Annotated in this window: 17 protein-coding genes; 5 read left to right on the forward strand and 12 right to left on the reverse strand. The window is 73.7% G+C overall.

From position 1 onward, the window contains the following. Positions 1-445 precede the first annotated feature (445 nt). Positions 446-1,144, forward strand: a complete 699-nt coding sequence (locus AB2U05_RS25840; RefSeq protein ID WP_369184382.1) for a hypothetical protein — start codon at positions 446-448, stop codon at positions 1,142-1,144. A 5-nt stretch (positions 1,145-1,149) separates the two neighbouring features. On the opposite strand, the gene AB2U05_RS25845 is transcribed toward AB2U05_RS25840, so the two are convergent. Both AB2U05_RS25845 and AB2U05_RS25850 read right to left on the reverse strand, forming a co-directional pair. Further along, entirely contained in the window at positions 1,150-1,785 is a 636-nt protein-coding gene (locus AB2U05_RS25845; RefSeq protein WP_369184383.1) for a hypothetical protein, read from the reverse strand. 76 nt (positions 1,786-1,861) lie between these two features. Beyond that, positions 1,862-2,599 (reverse strand): tyrosine-protein phosphatase, encoded by a 738-nt coding sequence (locus AB2U05_RS25850; RefSeq protein WP_045697386.1) that lies wholly within the window; start codon positions 2,597-2,599, stop codon positions 1,862-1,864. Between the two features lie 135 nt (positions 2,600-2,734). On the opposite strand from AB2U05_RS25850, the gene AB2U05_RS25855 reads away from it, so the two are divergent. Continuing rightward, on the forward strand, positions 2,735-3,322 hold the full coding sequence (locus AB2U05_RS25855; protein ID WP_045709491.1) for a hypothetical protein: 588 nt from the start codon (positions 2,735-2,737) through the stop codon (positions 3,320-3,322). Here AB2U05_RS25855 and AB2U05_RS25860 read toward each other — a convergent pair. The 4 genes from AB2U05_RS25860 to AB2U05_RS25875 all read right to left on the reverse strand — a co-directional run bounded on the left by AB2U05_RS25860 (position 3,283) and on the right by AB2U05_RS25875 (position 5,830). Continuing rightward, positions 3,283-3,939 carry a TetR family transcriptional regulator gene (locus AB2U05_RS25860; RefSeq protein ID WP_045697382.1) on the reverse strand — a complete coding sequence of 219 codons (657 nt, stop codon included), beginning with the start codon at positions 3,937-3,939 and terminating at the stop codon, positions 3,283-3,285. The two genes, AB2U05_RS25855 and AB2U05_RS25860, sit on opposite strands and share 40 nt — an antisense overlap. A gap of 77 nt (positions 3,940-4,016) precedes the next feature. After that, positions 4,017-4,343: a hypothetical protein gene (locus AB2U05_RS25865; protein WP_369184384.1), complete on the reverse strand. Its 327-nt coding sequence runs from the start codon at positions 4,341-4,343 to the stop codon at positions 4,017-4,019. Next, the gene (locus AB2U05_RS25870; RefSeq protein ID WP_369184385.1) at positions 4,340-4,825 is read right to left on the reverse strand and encodes a DUF6232 family protein; all 486 of its coding nucleotides are present in this window, start codon (positions 4,823-4,825) and stop codon (positions 4,340-4,342) included. Before AB2U05_RS25870 ends, AB2U05_RS25865 begins: the two co-directional genes overlap by 4 nt. A gap of 105 nt (positions 4,826-4,930) precedes the next feature. Further along, positions 4,931-5,830 carry an aminoglycoside phosphotransferase family protein gene (locus AB2U05_RS25875; protein ID WP_369184386.1) on the reverse strand — a complete coding sequence of 300 codons (900 nt, stop codon included), beginning with the start codon at positions 5,828-5,830 and terminating at the stop codon, positions 4,931-4,933. Between the two features lie 342 nt (positions 5,831-6,172). Between AB2U05_RS25875 and AB2U05_RS25880 the strand changes: the two genes are divergently transcribed. Next, positions 6,173-8,617, forward strand: a complete 2,445-nt coding sequence (locus AB2U05_RS25880) for a Tex family protein (RefSeq protein ID WP_369184387.1) — start codon at positions 6,173-6,175, stop codon at positions 8,615-8,617. 69 nt (positions 8,618-8,686) lie between these two features. On the opposite strand, the gene AB2U05_RS25885 is transcribed toward AB2U05_RS25880, so the two are convergent. The 6 genes from AB2U05_RS25885 to AB2U05_RS25910 form a co-directional block, all read right to left on the reverse strand. Then, positions 8,687-9,154 carry an SHOCT domain-containing protein gene (locus AB2U05_RS25885; protein WP_045697372.1) on the reverse strand — a complete coding sequence of 156 codons (468 nt, stop codon included), beginning with the start codon at positions 9,152-9,154 and terminating at the stop codon, positions 8,687-8,689. 62 nt (positions 9,155-9,216) lie between these two features. Then, positions 9,217-9,831, reverse strand: a complete 615-nt coding sequence (locus tag AB2U05_RS25890; protein WP_078860009.1) for an NUDIX domain-containing protein — start codon at positions 9,829-9,831, stop codon at positions 9,217-9,219. Next, entirely contained in the window at positions 9,828-10,985 is a 1,158-nt protein-coding gene (locus AB2U05_RS25895) for a type III polyketide synthase (RefSeq protein ID WP_369184388.1), read from the reverse strand. Before AB2U05_RS25895 ends, AB2U05_RS25890 begins: the two co-directional genes overlap by 4 nt. A 49-nt stretch (positions 10,986-11,034) precedes the next feature. After that, entirely contained in the window at positions 11,035-12,243 is a 1,209-nt protein-coding gene (locus AB2U05_RS25900; protein ID WP_045697367.1) for a cytochrome P450, read from the reverse strand. A gap of 179 nt (positions 12,244-12,422) precedes the next feature. Further along, positions 12,423-13,130 carry a response regulator transcription factor gene (locus AB2U05_RS25905; RefSeq protein ID WP_045697365.1) on the reverse strand — a complete coding sequence of 236 codons (708 nt, stop codon included), beginning with the start codon at positions 13,128-13,130 and terminating at the stop codon, positions 12,423-12,425. Positions 13,131-13,153: 23 nt separating this feature from the next. Then, on the reverse strand, positions 13,154-14,026 hold the full coding sequence (locus tag AB2U05_RS25910; RefSeq protein WP_369184389.1) for a sensor histidine kinase: 873 nt from the start codon (positions 14,024-14,026) through the stop codon (positions 13,154-13,156). Between the two features lie 118 nt (positions 14,027-14,144). Here AB2U05_RS25910 and AB2U05_RS25915 point away from each other — a divergent pair, with 118 nt between their 5' ends. Together AB2U05_RS25915 and AB2U05_RS25920 are read left to right on the forward strand one after the other, a co-directional pair. Continuing rightward, positions 14,145-14,870, forward strand: coding sequence for an ABC transporter ATP-binding protein (locus tag AB2U05_RS25915; RefSeq protein ID WP_045697363.1), 726 nt, complete (start codon positions 14,145-14,147; stop codon positions 14,868-14,870). Further along, positions 14,867-17,182, forward strand: a complete 2,316-nt coding sequence (locus AB2U05_RS25920) for an ABC transporter permease (RefSeq protein WP_369184390.1) — start codon at positions 14,867-14,869, stop codon at positions 17,180-17,182. Before AB2U05_RS25915 ends, AB2U05_RS25920 begins: the two co-directional genes overlap by 4 nt. Positions 17,183-17,290: the final 108 nt, after the last annotated feature.

Raw genomic sequence — 17,290 nt, forward strand, 5'->3', positions numbered from 1 at the left:
CCGGCCGACTTCCTGTGCGGCGATCCCATCACCTGACTTCCGGCCACCCCAGCCGCCGCCCGGGGAGGCCTCCCCCCGTAGTGCCTCTTGCTGCGTGGGAAGTCGGACTGGTCGACTTCCTGTGCGGGGGCGCCACTGCCCTGCTCCGGGCCGCCCTGGAAATCGCTCGCCGGTAGCGAATCGCGCGTAGGAAGTCGGGCTGGCCGACTTTCTGTGCGGCTACGCCACCGGCCGGCCGCGTTGCCTGGGGGAGCCTCGTCGCCGGTCGGGTCTGGTGCATGGGAAGTCGGACTGATCGACTTCCTGTGCGGCTACGCCGCCGCTCGCCTCCCGCCCGCCTTGGAAACCGCTCGCCGGTAGCGAATCGCGCGCAGGAAGTCGGGTGCCGACTTCCTGCGCGGCGACGGCTCCTCGGCTGTCAGGTGCCCGTGGAAGACTGCGGCGCATGTCCCTTGCCGACCTGACCTTCGATCAGTGGCGGTCCTTCGACCTGCCCGCCGCCCGGCGGTTCGCTCGGCGGGTGGCCGAGTCGACCGGCGGCCGGGTGGTCGCGGTGGAGACCGTCGAGCACCTCGGCGCCCCGCTGCACCGCGTCCGGGTCGAGCGGGGTGGGCAGGAGTTCGCCCTGGTGCCCGGCGGTACGGTCACGCTCGGGTTCGACCCCGAGCGGTGGCGGCCGGCGCCCGAGCAGGAGGCCCACTACCGGGAGAGCCTGGAGCAGGGCTTCGGCCACGGCCCCGACCTGCGCTCGCACCTGGCGCTCCTGCTCAGCCCGCGCCGGACCGTCACCCTGGGGGCGGTGCTCATGGCGGTCGAGGACGAGCGGCTGACCGAACCGCCCGCCGCCGTGCCCGCCCTGCTCGCCGCGCGCGGCCTGCGGATGCCCGGCCCCGACGAGTGGGAGCACGCCTGCGGGGCCGGCGCGGACACCCTGTTCCGCTGGGGCGACGAGTGCCCCCTCGACCGCATCCCCTACGACCACCCCGCCGGTCCGCAGCGGGAGTTGAACGCCCTGGGCCCGCGCATTGCCTACGACGCCTACCGTAGCGAGCTGACCAGTGGCCGGGCCACCGCCCACCGGGGCCACCCCGGCTACGCCGCGCTCGTGTACGGCGAGTTCTCCGTCCGGCCCGTGCTCGGCTGACCCGGCTACTCCTCGAACCAGGCGACCAGCCGGACGTGCTGGTCGCCGTGGACGCCGGCGAGGGCTCGCATGACGGTCCACACCGGCTGCCACGAGCCGTCCGCGGGGACGGCGTCGCGGCGCCGGTCGCGTTCGGCGCGGAAGACGGTGGTGCCGACGTCCCATTCGGTGCCCTCGGCCCACAGTTCACCGATCCGGGTGGGGTCGGCGCTCCTGGTGTCGACGCCGCTGGCCCGCGCGAACCCCCGGCTCCAGTCCCCCCGGTGCCTCAACTGCAGCGTGCCGTCCGGCAGCCGGCGGTACCGGGTGATGCCGGTGGCGCGGGGGATCGCCGGCTCGTCCCAGTCGATGGCGAGGATCTCGGTCCAGTCGAGCCAGGTGGCGCCGAACGCCACCTCGCCCCAGGAGGCGTGCGCGGCCCGGACGTGCTCCGAGGTGTCCGGGGGCAGGCCGCGGTCGGCGGCGACGGGCTGCCAGTGGCCGCTGAGGTCGCGGACGCCGAAGAGGCAGGCGAAGGCCGCGTAGTCCCTGGTCATGCCGAGCATGGACAGGTCGACGGCCCGGTACCACGCCGACTCCTCGACGGCCAGGCCCGGGCCCCAGGTGCGGCACTCCACGGATCCCCGAATGGTTGTTCCCATGGGGGTGATTCTGTCGTACCCGTCGGCGCCGGCGCAGGAAGTCGACCGGTCCGACTTCCTGCGCGGAGAGGGCGCCTCAGTCGGTCAGGAGGCGGGCGCGCAGGGCGTCGATCTGGGGGCGGGTGATGCCGAGGGGGCCGGTGAGGTAGGCCTCGACGGAGCCGTGGCGGGCGGCGAGGTCGGCGAGGGTGAGGCGGATGACCGCCTCGGGGGCGCGGCCGTAGCCGGGCCAGGTGAGGGTGCGGCCGGGGTGGGCGGCGTGCCAATCGGCGACGAAGCGCTCGGTGGCGCGCTCGGTGAGGGCGAAGTCGGCGGCGATGTCGTCCTCGCGGACGCCGAGCAGGGTGAGCAGTAGGGCGGCGATCAGGCCGGTGCGGTCCTTGCCGGCCGCGCAGTGGAAGGCCACCGGCCCCTCGGCGAAGGTGATCACGTCGAGGGCCTGGCGGATCTCCTGCACGCCGTCCTCGGCTACCTCGCCGAAGCGGTCCGCGAGGTAGCGCCAGGGGTCGACGTCCGGGGAGATCTCGGCCTGGTCGTAGGGGCGGTGCTCGATGGAGAGGTTGTGGTAGTCGAGGCCGTCGAAGTCCGGTATCCGGCCCTTGGCGGCGATCTCCCAGGGGTAGCGGAGGTCGATCACGGTGCGGACGCCGAGGGCGTGGAACCGGTCGAGGTCGGCGGGGGAGCCGGCGAGCTTGCCGAGGGAGTCCGTCCGGTAGAGCAGGCCCCACCGGACGGACCGGCCCTCGGCGGCCGAATACCCGCCCAGGTCGCGGAAGTTGTGCAGCTTCTCGAAGGCGTGGTGACGCGTTGTCATGGGGCGAACTGTAGCGGGCGCCGGGGCCTTTCCATGACCGGGACAGATTCTTGACCGGAAAAAACTCTTGACCGGGTTCGCCTGCGTCCGAGGCCCCTGTCATGAGTGTCCGCCCGGGAGGTTAGAGTCCGACCCATGGACGTGAAGGACGTGGACACCGCCCGCTGGGACCGCATCGCCGATCTCCTGCCGGAGCCCGCCGCGCAGGAGGTCAAGGACGCCTGGCAGATCGGCGAGCAGGAGGGCGGGCTCACCGTACTGGTCGAGGGCCTGCTCGCCCGCCAGGTGCCGATCGGTGCGGCGGACCGGGCGCAGATCTCGGTGCTCCTGGACGGCTGGGGCATGCGCCACGCCCTCACGCCCGGCCTCGTGCGCTGCCTGGGCGACGGCGGGCCGGAGCCGGTGCAGCTGCTGGACGGTGACGGGGAGGGCGAGGAGGCCGAGGTGCAGACCGGCTGGAGCGAGCCCGAGCTCGCCGGGCTGGTGCTGGTGCCGTGGATCGGCTGCACCCGCTGCGGTCGGGTCCTGCTGCGCGCCCACCGCTGGGAGGACTGGGACGACCTCTCGTACCTCGCCGAGTACTACGTGATCGCTCCGGCGGGCGAGCGGAGGGCGCTGCGGATCTTCCCGTACGACGCGGGCCAGGAGGCCTTCGACGAGCTCCTGGGGAACTGCCCGGCGGCTCAGGACGGCCAGGGCGCCCCGGAGACGTCGGCGGCGTAGCCCCGCGCCAGCAGCTCGAAGGCGTGGTCGGCGTTGGTGACCGCCTCGAAGTGGAGCTCGTCGGCGGTCTGCCCGTCGTCCCGGATGCGGTGCCAGTTGTGCTCGGCCAGGACCCGCTGGGTGGCGGTGAGCTGGGCAGCGAGCAGCGGCGCGGTGAGGGCGCGCGGCGGGGCGAGGTCGGGGGCCTCGAACAGGGCGTCGGCGAGCGAGCGTTCGGCGCGGGCCAGGTACTCGGCGGCCCGGGCGGTCAGGCTCGGGGTGCTGCGGGCCAGCTCGCCGAAGGCGAGGACGGCCGGGTGGTCGTTGAGGCCGGTGATCGGGTCGTGCCGGGCGAGCCCGTCGAGGAAGTCCCGGTGCAGGGCGTCGAGCACGGACTCGCCGGCGGGCCGGTGGCGGACCACGTCCGCGGCCTGGTCCTGGTGGTCGGCGAAGCGGTGGACGACCAGGTCCTCCTTGGTGGGGAAGTAGCTGAACAGGGTCGGTTTCGACACCTCGGCCGCCGCCGCGACGTCGGCCACCGACACCTGGTCGAAGCCGTGCTCCAGGAAGAGCGCGATCGCGGCCTCGGAGATCGCCCGCCGCGTCCGCTCCTTCTTCCTCTCCCGCAGACCACTCATGCGCCCACGTTAGCAGCAGCCTTTGACCGGGACAGGTTTCTGACCCGGTCACGCGGTGGTTGTCGGTGGCCCGGGCCTCAGGAGCCGGCCGAGTCCAGGATCCGCCGGATCGACTCCACCACCGGCGCGCCCGCCGTGACCAGGGCGGCGACGCCGGAGATGTTGCGCAGGGCGCGCCGCAGGACGGACGGCGAGGCGCTGCGGCCGTCGCCGATGGCCTCCAGCGACTCGTCCAGCACCTCGCGGTCCTCGGCCGGCACGTGTTCGCGCAACTGCCTTACGGTAGCGATCAGTTCGCGCATCGCGGCCTGCGGATCGGCCGGGCCCTGCTGCTTGATGATGCCGATGTTGTGGTCCCCGTGCTGGGTGACGGAGTCGCCGAAGTGGATACCGCCGCTGCTCATGCGCCGACCTGCTTTCCGATGTTGTGGTCGCCGTACTGGTTGATGGTGTCGCCGACGTGCACGTTCTCGATCTGGACCGCGAACTCGGCCGCCGGGTTGTCGATCGCCTCCATGATCATCCGGATCAGGGCGCCGATCTGCCGGGCGTCGTGGCTCACCACGGCGGTGGTGGAGGCGTTGGACATCTCCAGGACCAGCCGGTAGAGCGGGCGTTGCCGCAGCTGGGTGACCAGCCGGTAGACGAAGTACGCGAGGCCCGCGACCAGCAGCACGCCCGGGACGGCGGCCGCCGCGCCCTGGTTCGAGGAGTTCGCGGTGACGGCGCCGAGGATCGTGGCGGCGGCCGCGAGCCCGAACACCTGCCGGACGAACCTGATCACCACCCTGGTGCGCTTGGGCGGGTACCACGCCAGCTGCCGCGCCCGGGCGATGTGGGTGAGCTGGTAGGCGTCGCCGCCCACCCACAGCACCCGCCGGCTCACGCTGATATCGACGACGCTCCGTGCCAAGTCCGTCCCCCATGCCCGTAGTAGCGGGGAGAACCATAGCAACGCCGGCGGACGGTGAGACGGGAGCCGATGGACCGTCTACACGCTGCGGTCGGCGAGGACTTCGCGCAGCACCCGGCGGGCGGCGGAGGTGCGGGCCTGGTCGGTGTGCCGGTAGTAGGGGACGCTCACCGCCGCGATGGAGAAGGCCCAGGCGCGGCCGCGCGCCCAGGCGTCGTCGTCGGCGGCGAGCGCGGCGCGGAAGGCCGGACGGGCGGCGGCGGGCAGCAGGTTCCAGGCGACGATCAGGTCGGCGGTCGGGTCGCCGACGCCCATCAGCGCGAAGTCGAGGACGGCGGTCAGCCGGCCGGTGGTGGCGACCAGCAGGTTGCCCGGGGTGAGGTCGCCGTGCATCCAGACCGGCGGCCCGGCGTGCTCGGGCAGCCGAAGTGCCTTGTCCCACAGGGCCGTCGCGGCCGCCGTGTCGATGGAGCCGGCCAGTTGGGCGATGGCCGCGCGGGTGGCGCCGTCGCGGGAGGCGAGCGGGACGCTGCGGGGCCCGGCCGGGGCGCCGGCGGGGTCGACGGCGCGCAGCGCCTTGACGAAGCCGGCCAGGTCGCGGGCCAGGTCCTCGGGCGCGGCGGGGACGGCGGCGGCCGGGTTGATCCCGTCGATCCAGTGCAGCACCGACCACTCCCACGGGTAGCCGGCGGCGGGCCGGCCGAGGGCGAGCGGGACGGGTACGGGCAGCGGCAGGTGCGGTGCCAGCCGGGGCAGCCACTGGTGCTCCCGGCGGACGTCCCCGGCGGCCCACTCCACCCGGGGCAGCCGGACGGCGAGTTCGGGCCCGAGCCGGAACATCGCGTTGTCCGCGCCCGTGGGGCCCGCCGGGGTGACCGGGAGGCCGACCCACTGCGGGAACTGGGCGGAGATCAACCGCCGCACCAGGGCCGCGTCGATGACCGGTTCGTCGAGGTGCATCCGGGCGGCAGCGCACATGCCCGGCAGCGTACAGCGCCGGTCGCCGCCGTTCAGCCGGAATGCGGAACTGCCGTGCCGTACAAGGTGAAGAGATGGTGATAGGTCGACGCTCGTGGTGCTCTTCACCGAGCCGCGGCGGCCGGACGGAGGTGATCGACCTCACTGCGGACGGCCGCCCCAGCGGGTCGCTCACCGTCCGCTGATCCGTGCCCCCCAACTGCGCGCCGCCCGGGCCCGCTTGGCGCCGCGAACGGCGTGCGCCACGCCCGGCCTCCCCCGGCGCGGCCGGGAGCCGTCACCGGCACCTGCCAGAATGCAGGGCGTACGGCGACAGCACTTCAGGAGAAGGTGACCGGCTTCGTGACCACGCCAGTCGAACAGGCGGCCCGGCAGGCCCAGCAGGCGATCGAGCGGAAGATCGCGGAGGAACTGGCCGTCCGCGAGGGGCAGGTGAAGGCGGCCGTCGACCTGCTCGACGGCGGCGCGACCGTCCCCTTCGTGGCCCGCTACCGCAAGGAGGCCACCGGCTCGCTGGACGACGCCCAGCTGCGCACCCTGGAGGAGCGGCTGCGCTACCTGCGCGAGCTGGAGGACCGCCGGGCGGCGGTGCTGGAGTCGATCGAGGCCCAGGGCAAGCTGGACGACGCGCTGCGCGCCCAGGTGCTCGCCGCCGACTCCAAGGCCCGGCTGGAGGACATCTACCTGCCGTTCAAGCCCAAGCGGCGCACCAAGGCGCAGATCGCCCGCGAGGCCGGGCTGGAGCCGCTGGCCGACACCCTGCTCGCCGACCCGACGCAGGACCCGGCCGCGCTCGCCGCCGCCCTCGTCGGGAGCGGCAGCGTCGACGCGTCGGTGGCGGACGGCCCCGCCGCCCTGGAGGGCGCCCGGGCGATCCTGGTCGAGCGCTTCGGGGAGGACGCCGACCTGGTCGGCTCGCTGCGCGAGCGGATGTGGACCCGCGGCCGGATCGTCGCGAAGGTCCGTGACGGCAAGGAGGGCGACGGCGCCAAGTTCGCCGACTACTTCGACTTCGCCGAGCCGTACACCAAGCTCCCCTCGCACCGCGTCCTGGCGATGCTGCGCGGCGAGAAGGAGGAGGTGCTGGACCTCGAACTCTCCCCCTACGACGGCGAGTCCGAGGGCGACCTGCCCGGCGGGAACGACTACGAGCAGCGCATCGCGGCCCGCTTCGGCATCGCCGACCGCGGCCGCCCGGCCGACAAGTGGCTCGGCGACACGGTCCGTTGGGCCTGGCGCACCCGCATCCTCGTGCGCCTGGGCATCGACCTGCGTGCCCGGCTGCGCGCCGAGGCCGAGGACGAGGCGGTGCGGGTGTTCGCCGCCAACCTGCGCGACCTGCTGCTCGCCGCCCCGGCCGGCACCCGCGCCACCATGGGCCTGGACCCGGGCTTCCGCACCGGTGTGAAGGTCGCCGTGGTGGACGCCACCGGCAAGGTCGTCGCGTTCGAGACGATCTACCCGCACCAGCCCGCCAACAAGTGGGACGCCTCGATCGCGACGCTGGCCGCGCTGGCGAAGAAGCACGACGTCGACCTGGTGGCGATCGGCAACGGCACCGCCTCCCGGGAGACCGACAAGCTCGCCGAGGACCTGCTCAAGCGCCACCCGGAGCTGAAGCTCACCAAGGCGATGGTCAGCGAGGCCGGCGCCTCGGTCTACTCGGCCTCCGCGTTCGCCTCGCAGGAGCTGCCCGACCTGGACGTGTCGATCCGCGGCGCGGTCTCGATCGCCCGCCGCCTGCAGGACCCGCTGGCCGAACTGGTCAAGATCGACCCCAAGTCGATCGGCGTCGGCCAGTACCAGCACGACCTCAGCGAGGTGAAGCTCTCCCGCTCGCTGGACGCCGTGGTCGAGGACTGCGTCAACGCGGTCGGCGTGGACGTCAACACCGCCTCGGCGCCGCTGCTCACCCGGGTCTCCGGGATCACCGGCACGCTCGCCGACAACATCGTCGCGCACCGCGACGCCAACGGCCCGTTCCGCACCCGCCGCCAGCTCAAGGACGTCGCCCGGCTCGGCCCCAAGGCCTTCGAGCAGTGCGCCGGCTTCCTGCGCATCCCCGGTGGCGAGGACCCGCTGGACGGCTCCGGCGTGCACCCCGAGGCCTACCCGGTGGTGCGCCGCATCCTCGCCTCCACCGGCGGCGAGCTGCGCGAGCTGATCGGCAACAGCGAGCGGCTGCGCGCGCTGCGCCCGGCCGACTTCGCCGACGACACCTTCGGCGTCCCGACCGTCACCGACATCCTCGGCGAGCTGGACAAGCCGGGCCGCGACCCGCGCCCGGCCTTCCGCACCGCGACCTTCAAGGAGGGCGTCGACAAGATCGGCGACCTGGAGGTCGGCATGGTGCTGGAGGGCGTGGTCACCAACGTCGCGGCGTTCGGCGCCTTCGTCGACGTGGGCGTCCACCAGGACGGGCTGGTGCACGTCTCGGCGCTGTCGCGGACCTTCGTCAAGGACCCGCGCGAGGTGGTCAAGCCCGGCGACATCGTCAAGGTCCGGGTGCTGTCGGTGGACGTGCCGCGCAAGCGGATCGGGCTCACCCTGCGGCTGGACGACGAGGTCGGCCGCGAGCGCGGTGGCGACCGGGGCGGCGACCGGCAGGCCCGCCCGCCGCGCCAGGAGCGCCGCGGCGGCGGCCAGGGCGGTCGTGACCGCGACCGCGGCGGTGCCGGTGCAGCCGGCGGTGCCCCGGCGAACAGCGCCATGGCGGACGCGCTGCGCCGGGCCGGTCTGACCGGCGGCGGCGAGGGCGCCAAGGACCGCCGCTCCGGGCGGCGCTGAGCGCACCGCGGAACGGCCGGGGCCGGCGGGCAGCGCGCCCGCCGGCCCCGGCCGTTCCGCCGTCCCGGGTCACACCAGCAGCTTGTCCTTGGCGCGCTGGTACTCCTCGGTCGAGATCAGGCCCCTGGTGTGCAGGTCCGCCAGCGTCGCCAGGTCCTCCACGTGGCTGCGTCCGCCGCCGTTCGCCGAGGGCCCGGAGGTCGACGTCCCGGAGGCCGAGGCCCCGGCGGGCGACGTCCCGGCCGCCTCCCGGATGTACGCCTGGACGGCGGCCTCGGTCTGCTGGGCCTGGGAGAGGTCCCGCCGGTGCATCGAGTCACCGCGGGCGATCAGGTAGGCGAGCACGCCGATCAGCGGCAGGAGGATCACCAGGACCAGCCAGCCCGCCTTGCCCCAGCCGCTCAGGTCGTGGCTGCGGAAGATGTCCGTGATGATCTTGAACAGCAGGAAGATCCAGAGAATCCAGAGGAACAGCTCCAGCATCGTCCAGAAGACGTTCAGCAGCGGGTAGTCCGCGGCCAGGTGATAGGTGCCCATGGCCGAGAGATATCACCCCAAAACGGACGTCGCTCCGCACTGCTCGGCCGTTCGGGTGATCCTCAGTCGCGGCCGGACCGCCGCCGCAGTTCCACGGCCAGCCCGATCAGCTCGGCCCACCACTCCTCGTGCCCGGTCAGCAGCAGCCGCTGCGCCTCCGCCGCCGGCACCGCGCGGACCTCCACCACCTGCTCGCCGTCCGCCGGGTTGGTCGGCTCGGAGTCCACCGCGACCTCCGCCCAGCCCCACAGCCAGGCCTTCTCCGGGTGCGGCTGCCACGGCCGGTACGGCACCGGGTCGTCGGTGCGGCAGCGGTGCGCGCCCAGCCAGCCCGGCTCGCCGAGCAGCCGGGCGCCCGCCTCCTCGCGCAGCTCGCGGGTCAGGCAGGAGGCGATGCTCTCGTCCTGCTCCCGGGTGCCGCCGGGCAGGAACCAGTGGTCGCGGTCGTCCCGGCAGAGCACCACCGCGTCGCCCTGGAAGCCGACCAGGTGGATGTTGGTCACCAGCTCGTCCGGCGGCAGCGCGGTGGAGAACTGGGCGTCGTAGCGGCCCCAGGCCCAGTACTGCGGCGCGTGCAACGCGGGGAACAACCCCGCGAGTTCGGCCGCTCTGGCGGAGCCGTCGGATTCGGTGTCGGTGTCGGTGGCGGCACCCGTCCGGTGTGTGGTGTCGGTCATTCGGTGATCGTAGTGCCGGCCGGGAAACGGCGGGGGGCGGCCGGATGGACGAGAGTCACCTCTGCGGCGGAGATGGCGCGCGGCCGCCGGCGGGCGGGCTCGCTCGGCACTGTGGTCCAACTGCCCAGCGAGATCTCGGCGGTGATGCCGGGGCCGAAGCCGGCGATCAGCCCGGGGGCGCCGTCCGGCACCGCGCCCTCCGCGAACAGCCGGGCGAGCGCGTCGAAGACGACGGCGCTGGCGATGTTGCCGCGCTCGGTGAGGGTGGCCCGGCTGTGCCGGAAGGCGGCCGGCTCCAGGCCGAGGAAGCGGCACAGGTCGTCCAGGATGCGCGGGCCGCCGGCGTGCACGATGTAGAAGCCCAACCCGGAGACGTCCCAGCCGTGTTGGTCGGCAAGGCCGCGCAGCGCGGGGGCGAGCATCGCCATCGTGCCGGGCACCCGTTTGTCCAGCTGGAAGTGGAAGCCGGTGTCCCGCACGCCGTACGAGATCCAGCCCTCGGTGTCCGGCACCACGTGCGAGCCGTTGCGCTCGACGTGCACGCCGTGCCCGCCGTGGCCGCGCATCACCACGGCGGCGACCGCGTCCCCGAACAGGCCGTTGGAGAGCAGCGAGCCGACCTCCAGGTCGGTCGGCTGGTAGCAGAGCGAGCAGAACTCGCAGGCGACGATGAGGACGTTGGCGCCCGGGTAGGCGCGGCAGAAGTCGTGCGCCCGGTTGACGGCGGCGCCGCCGGCCGCGCAGCCGAGCTGGGCGATCGGCACCTGGCGGGTGTCGGAGCGGAAGCCCATGCGGTTGATCAGCCAGGCGGTCATCGAGGGCATCATGAAGCCGGTGCACGACACGTAGACGATCAGGTCGATGTCCCGGGCGGTCAACTCGGCGTACCCGAGGGCGCGTTCGACCACCTCGGGGACGCGGAGCTTGGCCTCCCGCTCGTACACCTCGTTGCGGGCGGTGAAGCCCGGGTGGGTGAGGGTCCGCTCGATCGGCTGGACCAGGTGCCTGGTCCGGACCCCGGTGTTCTCGATCAGCCGCAGGGCGAGCGGGAGTTGGGGGTGGCCGGCGTGCAGGGTGCGGGCCAGGTCGAGGGTCTGGTCGAGGGTGATGACGTGCTCGGGCACGGCGACGGCGGGTCGGCACAGTGTGGCCATGGTGCGGGTCTCCCCGGGGCAGGAACGGTGTGGTGGGGGGAGAGGGGTGCTACCAGGCGACCGGCAGGGTGCGCGGGAAGCGCCAGATCGAGCCGGAGTCCCAGTCGAGTTCGGCCGGGTCGACGGCGAGGCGCAGGTCGGGGAAGCGCCGCAGCAGGGTGCCGATGGCGACCTCCAGCTCCATCAGCGCCAGGTGCGAGCCGAGGCAGCGGTGCTGGCCGTGGCCGAAGGCCATGTTGACGGGCCCGGCGTCGCGTTCGAGGTCCAGCTCGTCGGGGCGCTCGTACACCGCCGGGTCCCGGTTGGCGGTCAGGTACGAGACGTGCACGGCCTCGCCGGCCCGGATGAGCACCCCGCCCAGCTCGACGTCCTCGGTGGCGACCCGGGCGATGCCGGGGCCCTGGCGGAACGGGATGAAGCGCAGCAGCTCCTCCAGGGCGCGCGGCAGCAGCTCGGGCCGGGCGCGGAGCAGGGCGAGCTGCTCGGGGTGGGTGAGCAGGGTGTAGGCGATGTTGCTGAGGTCGTAGGTGGTGGTGTCGTGGCCGGTGACCAGCAGGACCATCGCCATGACGGCCAGCTCGTCCGGGTCGAGCAGGTCCTCGCCGATCCGGGCGGTGGCGAGTGCGCTGATCAGGTCCTCGCCGGGGTCGGCGCGGCGCTCGGCCGTGAGCGCGGTGAAGTAGGCGCGCAGGGCGGCCTTGGCCTCCTCCTGGCCCTCCCGGCTGCCCGGGCCCATCCGCATCATCGCGACGGCCCAGTGCCGGAGCCGGGCGCGGTCCGCCGGCGGGATCTCCAGCAGCTCGCAGATGGTGGTGAGCGGGAGCCGGGCGGAGAGGAAGTGGGCGAGGTCGGCGGGGGAGCCGTGCTCCGCCATCTCGTCGAGGTAGCCGTCGACGGTCTCCTGCGTCGTGGGCCGCAGCCGCTCGACCTGGCGGTTGGTGAAGCCCTGGGCGACGAGGCGGCGCAGCCGGTTGTGCTCGGGCGGGTCCATCAGGTTGATCGCCTCGGCCTGGGCGATCGGGGCGGGCGTCATCCGGGGCAGGTCGCGCCCGATGCCGGCGGCCCGGCTGAACCGGCGGTCGGTGGTGACCAGTTTGACGTCCTCGTAGCGGGTGGCCAGCCAGGCCTCGCCCTCGCCGTGCGGCAGCCGGATGCGGGCGATCGGCGCCTCGGTGAGCAGTCGCTTGAGGAGGGGGTCGAACTCCAGGCCGTCGGTGTGGTGGAAGGGGCAGTCCCACACGGGGGCGGAGGTAGTCACGGTCGATCCAAGGGCCGGAGGTGATGCCGCCCGAACGGTTCGTCACGGTCCGGGCGCGGAGGACGTGTCGATGTTCTCCTAAGGACCGGCAAAAAAGTGGATGCGGCGAACTGTTCCCCCTAATGAGTGAGATGGATGATTGTCATGCGAATTACCGCGGCGCGTAGGGGTGTTGGCGTTCAGGCCGGGGAGCCGGGAGCGACCAGCCCGGTCTCGTACGCGAGGACGACGGCCTGCGCCCGGTCGCGCAGGTCGAGCTTGGCGAAGATCCGGGCCACGTGGGTCTTCACCGTCGACTCGCTGAGGGTGAGTTCGGCCGCCAGCTCGGCGTTCGACAGGCCGCGCCCGAGCAGCGCCAGCACCTCCGCCTCGCGCGGGGTGAGCGCCGCCAGGTCCCGGTGCAGCGGCGGGTTCCCCGCGCCCGCCGCCGGATCGGGGACACCCGCGGCGAAGCGCTCGACCAGCCGCCGGGTGATCGAGGGCGCGAGCAGCGCGTCGCCGGTGTCGACCAGGCGGACGGCGGCCGCCAGGTGCGCCGAGGTGACGTCCTTCAGCAGGAAGCCGCTGGCCCCGGCGGACAGCGCGGCGTAGACGTACTGGTCGAGGTCGAAGGTGGTCAGCATGATCACGCGGCACTCCGGCGCCCGGGCCAGGATGCGGCGGGCCGCCTCCAGGCCGTCCATGACGGGCATCCGGATGTCCAGCAGGGCGACGTCCGGCCGGTGCGCGAGCACCGCCGACACCGCCTCGGCGCCGTCCCCGGCCTCGGCGACCACGTCGATGCCGCGCGCGGTGAGGATCATCCGGAAGCCGGTGCGGACCAGCTCCTGGTCGTCGGCGATCACCACCCTCGGGCGGCGCTGTTCCTCGTTCTCGGTGTTCTCCATGGTTCCCTCCGGGGTTCCCTCGGTCACGGCCGGTCCAGCGGGATGCGGGCGCGGACCCGGTAGCCGCCGCCGAGCCGGCGCCGGGCGTCGAGGTCCCCGCCGTACACGGCGACGCGCTCGCGCAGGCCGAGCAGGCCGCGCCCGGCGCCGTCCGGCTTCGGCCGGTCCCGGTCCGGGCGGGCCGACTCGCCGGCGAGCACGCTCGGGCCGCTGTTGAGCACCTCGACCCGCAGGTAGTGGTCGGCGTAGCGCACCGTCACCTCCGCCGTCACGCCGTCGCCGTGCTTGAGCGCGTTGGTCAGCGCCTCCTGGACGATCCGGTACGCCGTCACGTCGATGCCGCCCGGCAGCGGTCGCGGCTCGCCGGAGATCCGCACCTCCACCGGCAGCCCGGCGAAGGCGAAGCGGTCGATCAGCGGGCTCAGCCGGCTCAGCGACGGCTGCGGTGCGAAGTCGCCCCCGCCCCCGGCCTCCTCGGAGCCGTCCGCGGCCGGGGCGAGCAGGCCCAGCAGGTGCCGCAGCTCCGTCATCGCGTCCCGCCCGGCCGCCTCGACCGCGGCCATCGCGGCCGCCGCCTCCTGCGGCATCGTCGCCAGCACCTCGCGCGCGGCCCCGGCCTGGACCACCATCAGGCTCACGTTGTGGCTGACGATGTCGTGCAACTCGGCGGCGATGCGCGCCCGTTCGGCGTCCACCGCGGCACTGGCGGCGCTCTCCCGCTCCCGTTCCAGCAGCCAGCCGCGCTCGCCGACCGCCGCCCGGTGGCGCCGCCGGGTGCGCGCCAGCGTCACCGCCAGCCAGAGCGCGACCGCGCTCGCCGCCCCCGCCACCACCGCTGCCGTCATCGTGGCCCAGTCCACGTCCGTTCCCCGCACGGCGACAGCTTCGCAGGGCACGGCATGATCCACATCATCCGGGGGTGCCGCCCGGGTACATCCCGGGTACTACGGCCGCCCGGGGTTACACCCGGGGTGGGACGACCCGCCGGGAGCGCCGCGCCTACCGTCGTCGACCATGAGCAACGACCACGACGGGACCACCCGGCCGGACGGCGCGCAGGCCGTCGTCGAGCTGACCGGTGTCCACAAGGAGTTCGGCGACGCCAAGGCGCTCGACGGCATCGACCTGCGCATCCACGCCGGCGAGGCGGTCGCCGTGATGGGCCCCTCCGGCTGCGGCAAGTCCACCCTGCTGAACATGGTGGCCGGGCTGGACCGCCCCACCGCCGGCACCGTCCGGGTCCAGGGACAGGACCTCGGGGGCCTGAACGAGACCGGACTGGCCCTGTTCCGCCGCCGCAGCGTCGGCATGATCTTCCAGTTCTTCAACCTGATCGACGACCTCCCGGCGCTCGACAACGTCGCCCTCGCCGCCCAGCTCACCGGCACCACCGCCCGCCAGGCCCGCCGCCGAGCCCTCGAACTGCTCGACGAACTCGGCGTCGCCCACCGCAAGGACGTCTACCCGGCCGCGCTCAGCGGCGGCGAGCGCCAACGCGTCGCGGTGGCCCGCGCCCTGATGAACCGCCCGGCCCTGCTGCTCGCCGACGAACCCACCGGCGCGCTGGACAGCCGCTCCGGCGAGCAGGTGATGGACCTGCTCATCGACCTCAACCAGATCGGGCAGACCCTGCTGATCGTCACCCACGACCCCGACCTGGCCACCCGCTGCGCCAGCCGGCTGGTCGAGATGGCGGACGGCAAGGTCGCGCGCGAGCGGGCGCTGGAGCCGCGGTCATGAGCGGTGGAGCGGTGTGGCGGGCCTCGCGGGCGGCGGTGAAGCGGCGCCGGCTGCAGACCTTCGTGATCGGGCTGGTGGTGCTCTGCTCCACCACCACCGTGCTGCTCGCCCTCGCGGTGATCAGCGCCGCCCGGGCGCCCTTCGACCAGGCCTTCGACGCCCAGCGCGGGGCCCACGTGGTCGCCGCGTTCGACCCGGCCAAGGCCACGGCGGAGCAACTCGCCGCCACCGCCCACCGGCCGGGCGTCGAGGCGGCGGACGGGCCGTTCCCGCAGGCCGTCGTCCGGATGCCGGTCGACTGGCTGGGCCGCCCGCCCGGCCCGCTCACCCTGGTCGGCCGCACCGACCTGGCCGGCGGTCCGGTCGACCGGCCCGAACTGCTCGCCGGACACTGGGCCACCGGGCCCGGCGAGGTCGTGATCAACCAGCCGTTCAAGGGCTACCCGGACAACGCCCTCGGCAAGCCGCTCCCCGGCGTGCCCGGACTCACCGTCGTCGGCTTCGCCAGCACCATGAGCGAATCGGCCGGCGGCTGGGTCACGCCCGACGAGGCCCGGGCCCTGCACCCCGGCGGCCTGCAGATGCTCTACCGCTTCACCGACGCCGACAGCGAGCAGCGGCTCACCGCCGGCCTCGACGCCGCCACCGAGGGCCTGCCCAAGGACGCGCTCACCAGCGGGCAGTCGTACCTCAAGCTCAAGCAGGCCTTCTCGGCCGGCGCCGACGCCTTCCTGCCGATCATGACCGTCTTCGGCACGCTCGGCCTGATCGTCGCCGTGCTGATCGTCGGCAACGTGGTCAGCGGCGCGGTGGTCTCCGGCTACCGGCACATCGGCGTGCTCAAGTCGATCGGCTTCACCCCGCGCCAGGTCGTCGTGGTCTACCTGACCATGGTCTCGGTGCCCGCCGTGATCGGCACCGTCCTCGGTACGGCGGCCGGCTGGGCGCTGGCCGGCCCGATCCTCAAGATGGCGTTCAGCGGCATCATGACCGGCACCGCCGTGATCGAGCCGGCCGGCTGGCTGCCCGCCGCCACCCTGCTCGCCGTGCCGCTGCTGGTCGCCCTCGCCGCGTTCGTCCCGGCCTCGCGCGCCCACCGGCTCTCCGCCACCGAGGCGATCTCCGCCGGGAGCGCGCCGCGTGCCGGGCGCGGGCTCAAGGTCCAGCGCTGGCTCAGCGGCACCCGGCTGCCGCGCGCCGTCAGCCTCGGTCTCGGCCAGCCCTTCGCCCGCCCGGCCCGCAGCGCGCTCACCATGTCGGCGATCGTCCTCGGCGTGGTCACCGTCACCGTCACCACCGGGCTGAGCAGCACCCTGGTCCGGGCCGTCGGTCCGAACGGCGGCACCGGCAGCGCGACTTACGTCCATGTCCGGACCGGCCACTTCGCGGGCAACAAGGTCGCCGCTCCCAAACTGACCCCGGAGCAGACCGAGGCGATGCTGCACGCCACCCCCGGCGCCGAGCGGGTCAGCACCCGCGGGCTCGCCGAGGCCAACGTGGCCGGCTTCAACCAGCCGGTGTACATCGACTTCTACGGCGGCGACGAGGCGACGCAGAAGCTCCACGTCGTCCAGGGCCGGGGTGCCACCGGGCCGGGCGAGGCCCAGGTCGGTCCGGCCTTCCTCGACCAGCACGGGCTCAAGCTCGGCGACCGGATCACCGTCGACCTGGAGGGCAAGCAGCAGAGCCTCACCATCGTCGGTGAGGAACTCGAGGGCAACGTCCGGGCGATCACCACCAGCGACGCCACCCGGGCGCTGTTCACCCAGGACCGGCACGTCGTCGAGTACTACGTCCGGCTCGCGGCGGGCGCGGACGCGGACGCGTACATCAAGGCGGTCAAGGACGCCGACCCGAGCCTCGTCGCCGACGTGGCCACGGTCGACATGACCGCGCCGGTCGTGTCGATCATCGCCTTCAGCACCGTCTTCACCATCCTGCTGTCGATCGTCGCCGCGCTCGGCGTCTTCAACACCGTGCTGCTCAACATCCGCGAACGCCGCCGCGACCTCGGCATGCTGAAGTCGATCGGGATGACGCCCCGGCAGGTCGTCGCGATGACCGTCACCTCGGTGGCCTGGCTGGGCGTGCTCAGCGGGATCATCGGCATCCCGGCCGGCATCCTGGCGCACCGGCTGATCACCGAGAACGTCCGGATCATGGCCTTCCCGGAGTCGATGATCGACGTCTGGGGCGCGCCACTGCTCGCCGGGCTCGCCTGCGCGGGCGTCGCGATCGCCGTCCTCGGCGCGCTCGTCCCGGCCCGGTCGGCCTCCCGGTTGACCATCGCCGAGGTGCTGCGCAACGAGTGAGCGCGGGGCGGCCGCCCGGCCGCCGTGCAAGTGCGGACGGCCGGGCGGGGGAGCGCCCGGCCGTCCGGTGCGTCCGGCGGCGGTGACCGGTGCCCCGCGCGGCCGTCC

Origin of the sequence: Streptomyces sp. Y1, assembly GCF_041053115.1 — a bacterium.
In the GTDB taxonomy this organism is placed as follows: Bacteria; Actinomycetota; Actinomycetes; order Streptomycetales; family Streptomycetaceae; genus Kitasatospora; species Kitasatospora rubellomurina.

What these genes read in the sequence shown, in the direction of transcription:
- AB2U05_RS25840 (WP_369184382.1), top strand. Translation starts at nt 446, where the DNA reads ATGTCCCTTGCCGACCTGACCTTCGATCAGTGGCGGTCCTTCGACCTG.
- AB2U05_RS25845 (WP_369184383.1), bottom strand. Translation starts at nt 1,785, where the DNA reads ATGGGAACAACCATTCGGGGATCCGTGGAGTGCCGCACCTGGGGCCCG.
- AB2U05_RS25850 (WP_045697386.1), bottom strand. Translation starts at nt 2,599, where the DNA reads ATGACAACGCGTCACCACGCCTTCGAGAAGCTGCACAACTTCCGCGAC.
- AB2U05_RS25855 (WP_045709491.1), top strand. Translation starts at nt 2,735, where the DNA reads ATGGACGTGAAGGACGTGGACACCGCCCGCTGGGACCGCATCGCCGAT.
- AB2U05_RS25860 (WP_045697382.1), bottom strand. Translation starts at nt 3,939, where the DNA reads ATGAGTGGTCTGCGGGAGAGGAAGAAGGAGCGGACGCGGCGGGCGATC.
- AB2U05_RS25865 (WP_369184384.1), bottom strand. Translation starts at nt 4,343, where the DNA reads ATGAGCAGCGGCGGTATCCACTTCGGCGACTCCGTCACCCAGCACGGG.
- AB2U05_RS25875 (WP_369184386.1), bottom strand. Translation starts at nt 5,830, where the DNA reads ATGTGCGCTGCCGCCCGGATGCACCTCGACGAACCGGTCATCGACGCG.
- AB2U05_RS25885 (WP_045697372.1), bottom strand. Translation starts at nt 9,154, where the DNA reads ATGGGCACCTATCACCTGGCCGCGGACTACCCGCTGCTGAACGTCTTC.
- AB2U05_RS25890 (WP_078860009.1), bottom strand. Translation starts at nt 9,831, where the DNA reads ATGACCGACACCACACACCGGACGGGTGCCGCCACCGACACCGACACC.
- AB2U05_RS25895 (WP_369184388.1), bottom strand. Translation starts at nt 10,985, where the DNA reads ATGGCCACACTGTGCCGACCCGCCGTCGCCGTGCCCGAGCACGTCATC.
- AB2U05_RS25905 (WP_045697365.1), bottom strand. Translation starts at nt 13,130, where the DNA reads ATGGAGAACACCGAGAACGAGGAACAGCGCCGCCCGAGGGTGGTGATC.
- AB2U05_RS25915 (WP_045697363.1), top strand. Translation starts at nt 14,145, where the DNA reads ATGAGCAACGACCACGACGGGACCACCCGGCCGGACGGCGCGCAGGCC.
- AB2U05_RS25920 (WP_369184390.1), top strand. Translation starts at nt 14,867, where the DNA reads ATGAGCGGTGGAGCGGTGTGGCGGGCCTCGCGGGCGGCGGTGAAGCGG.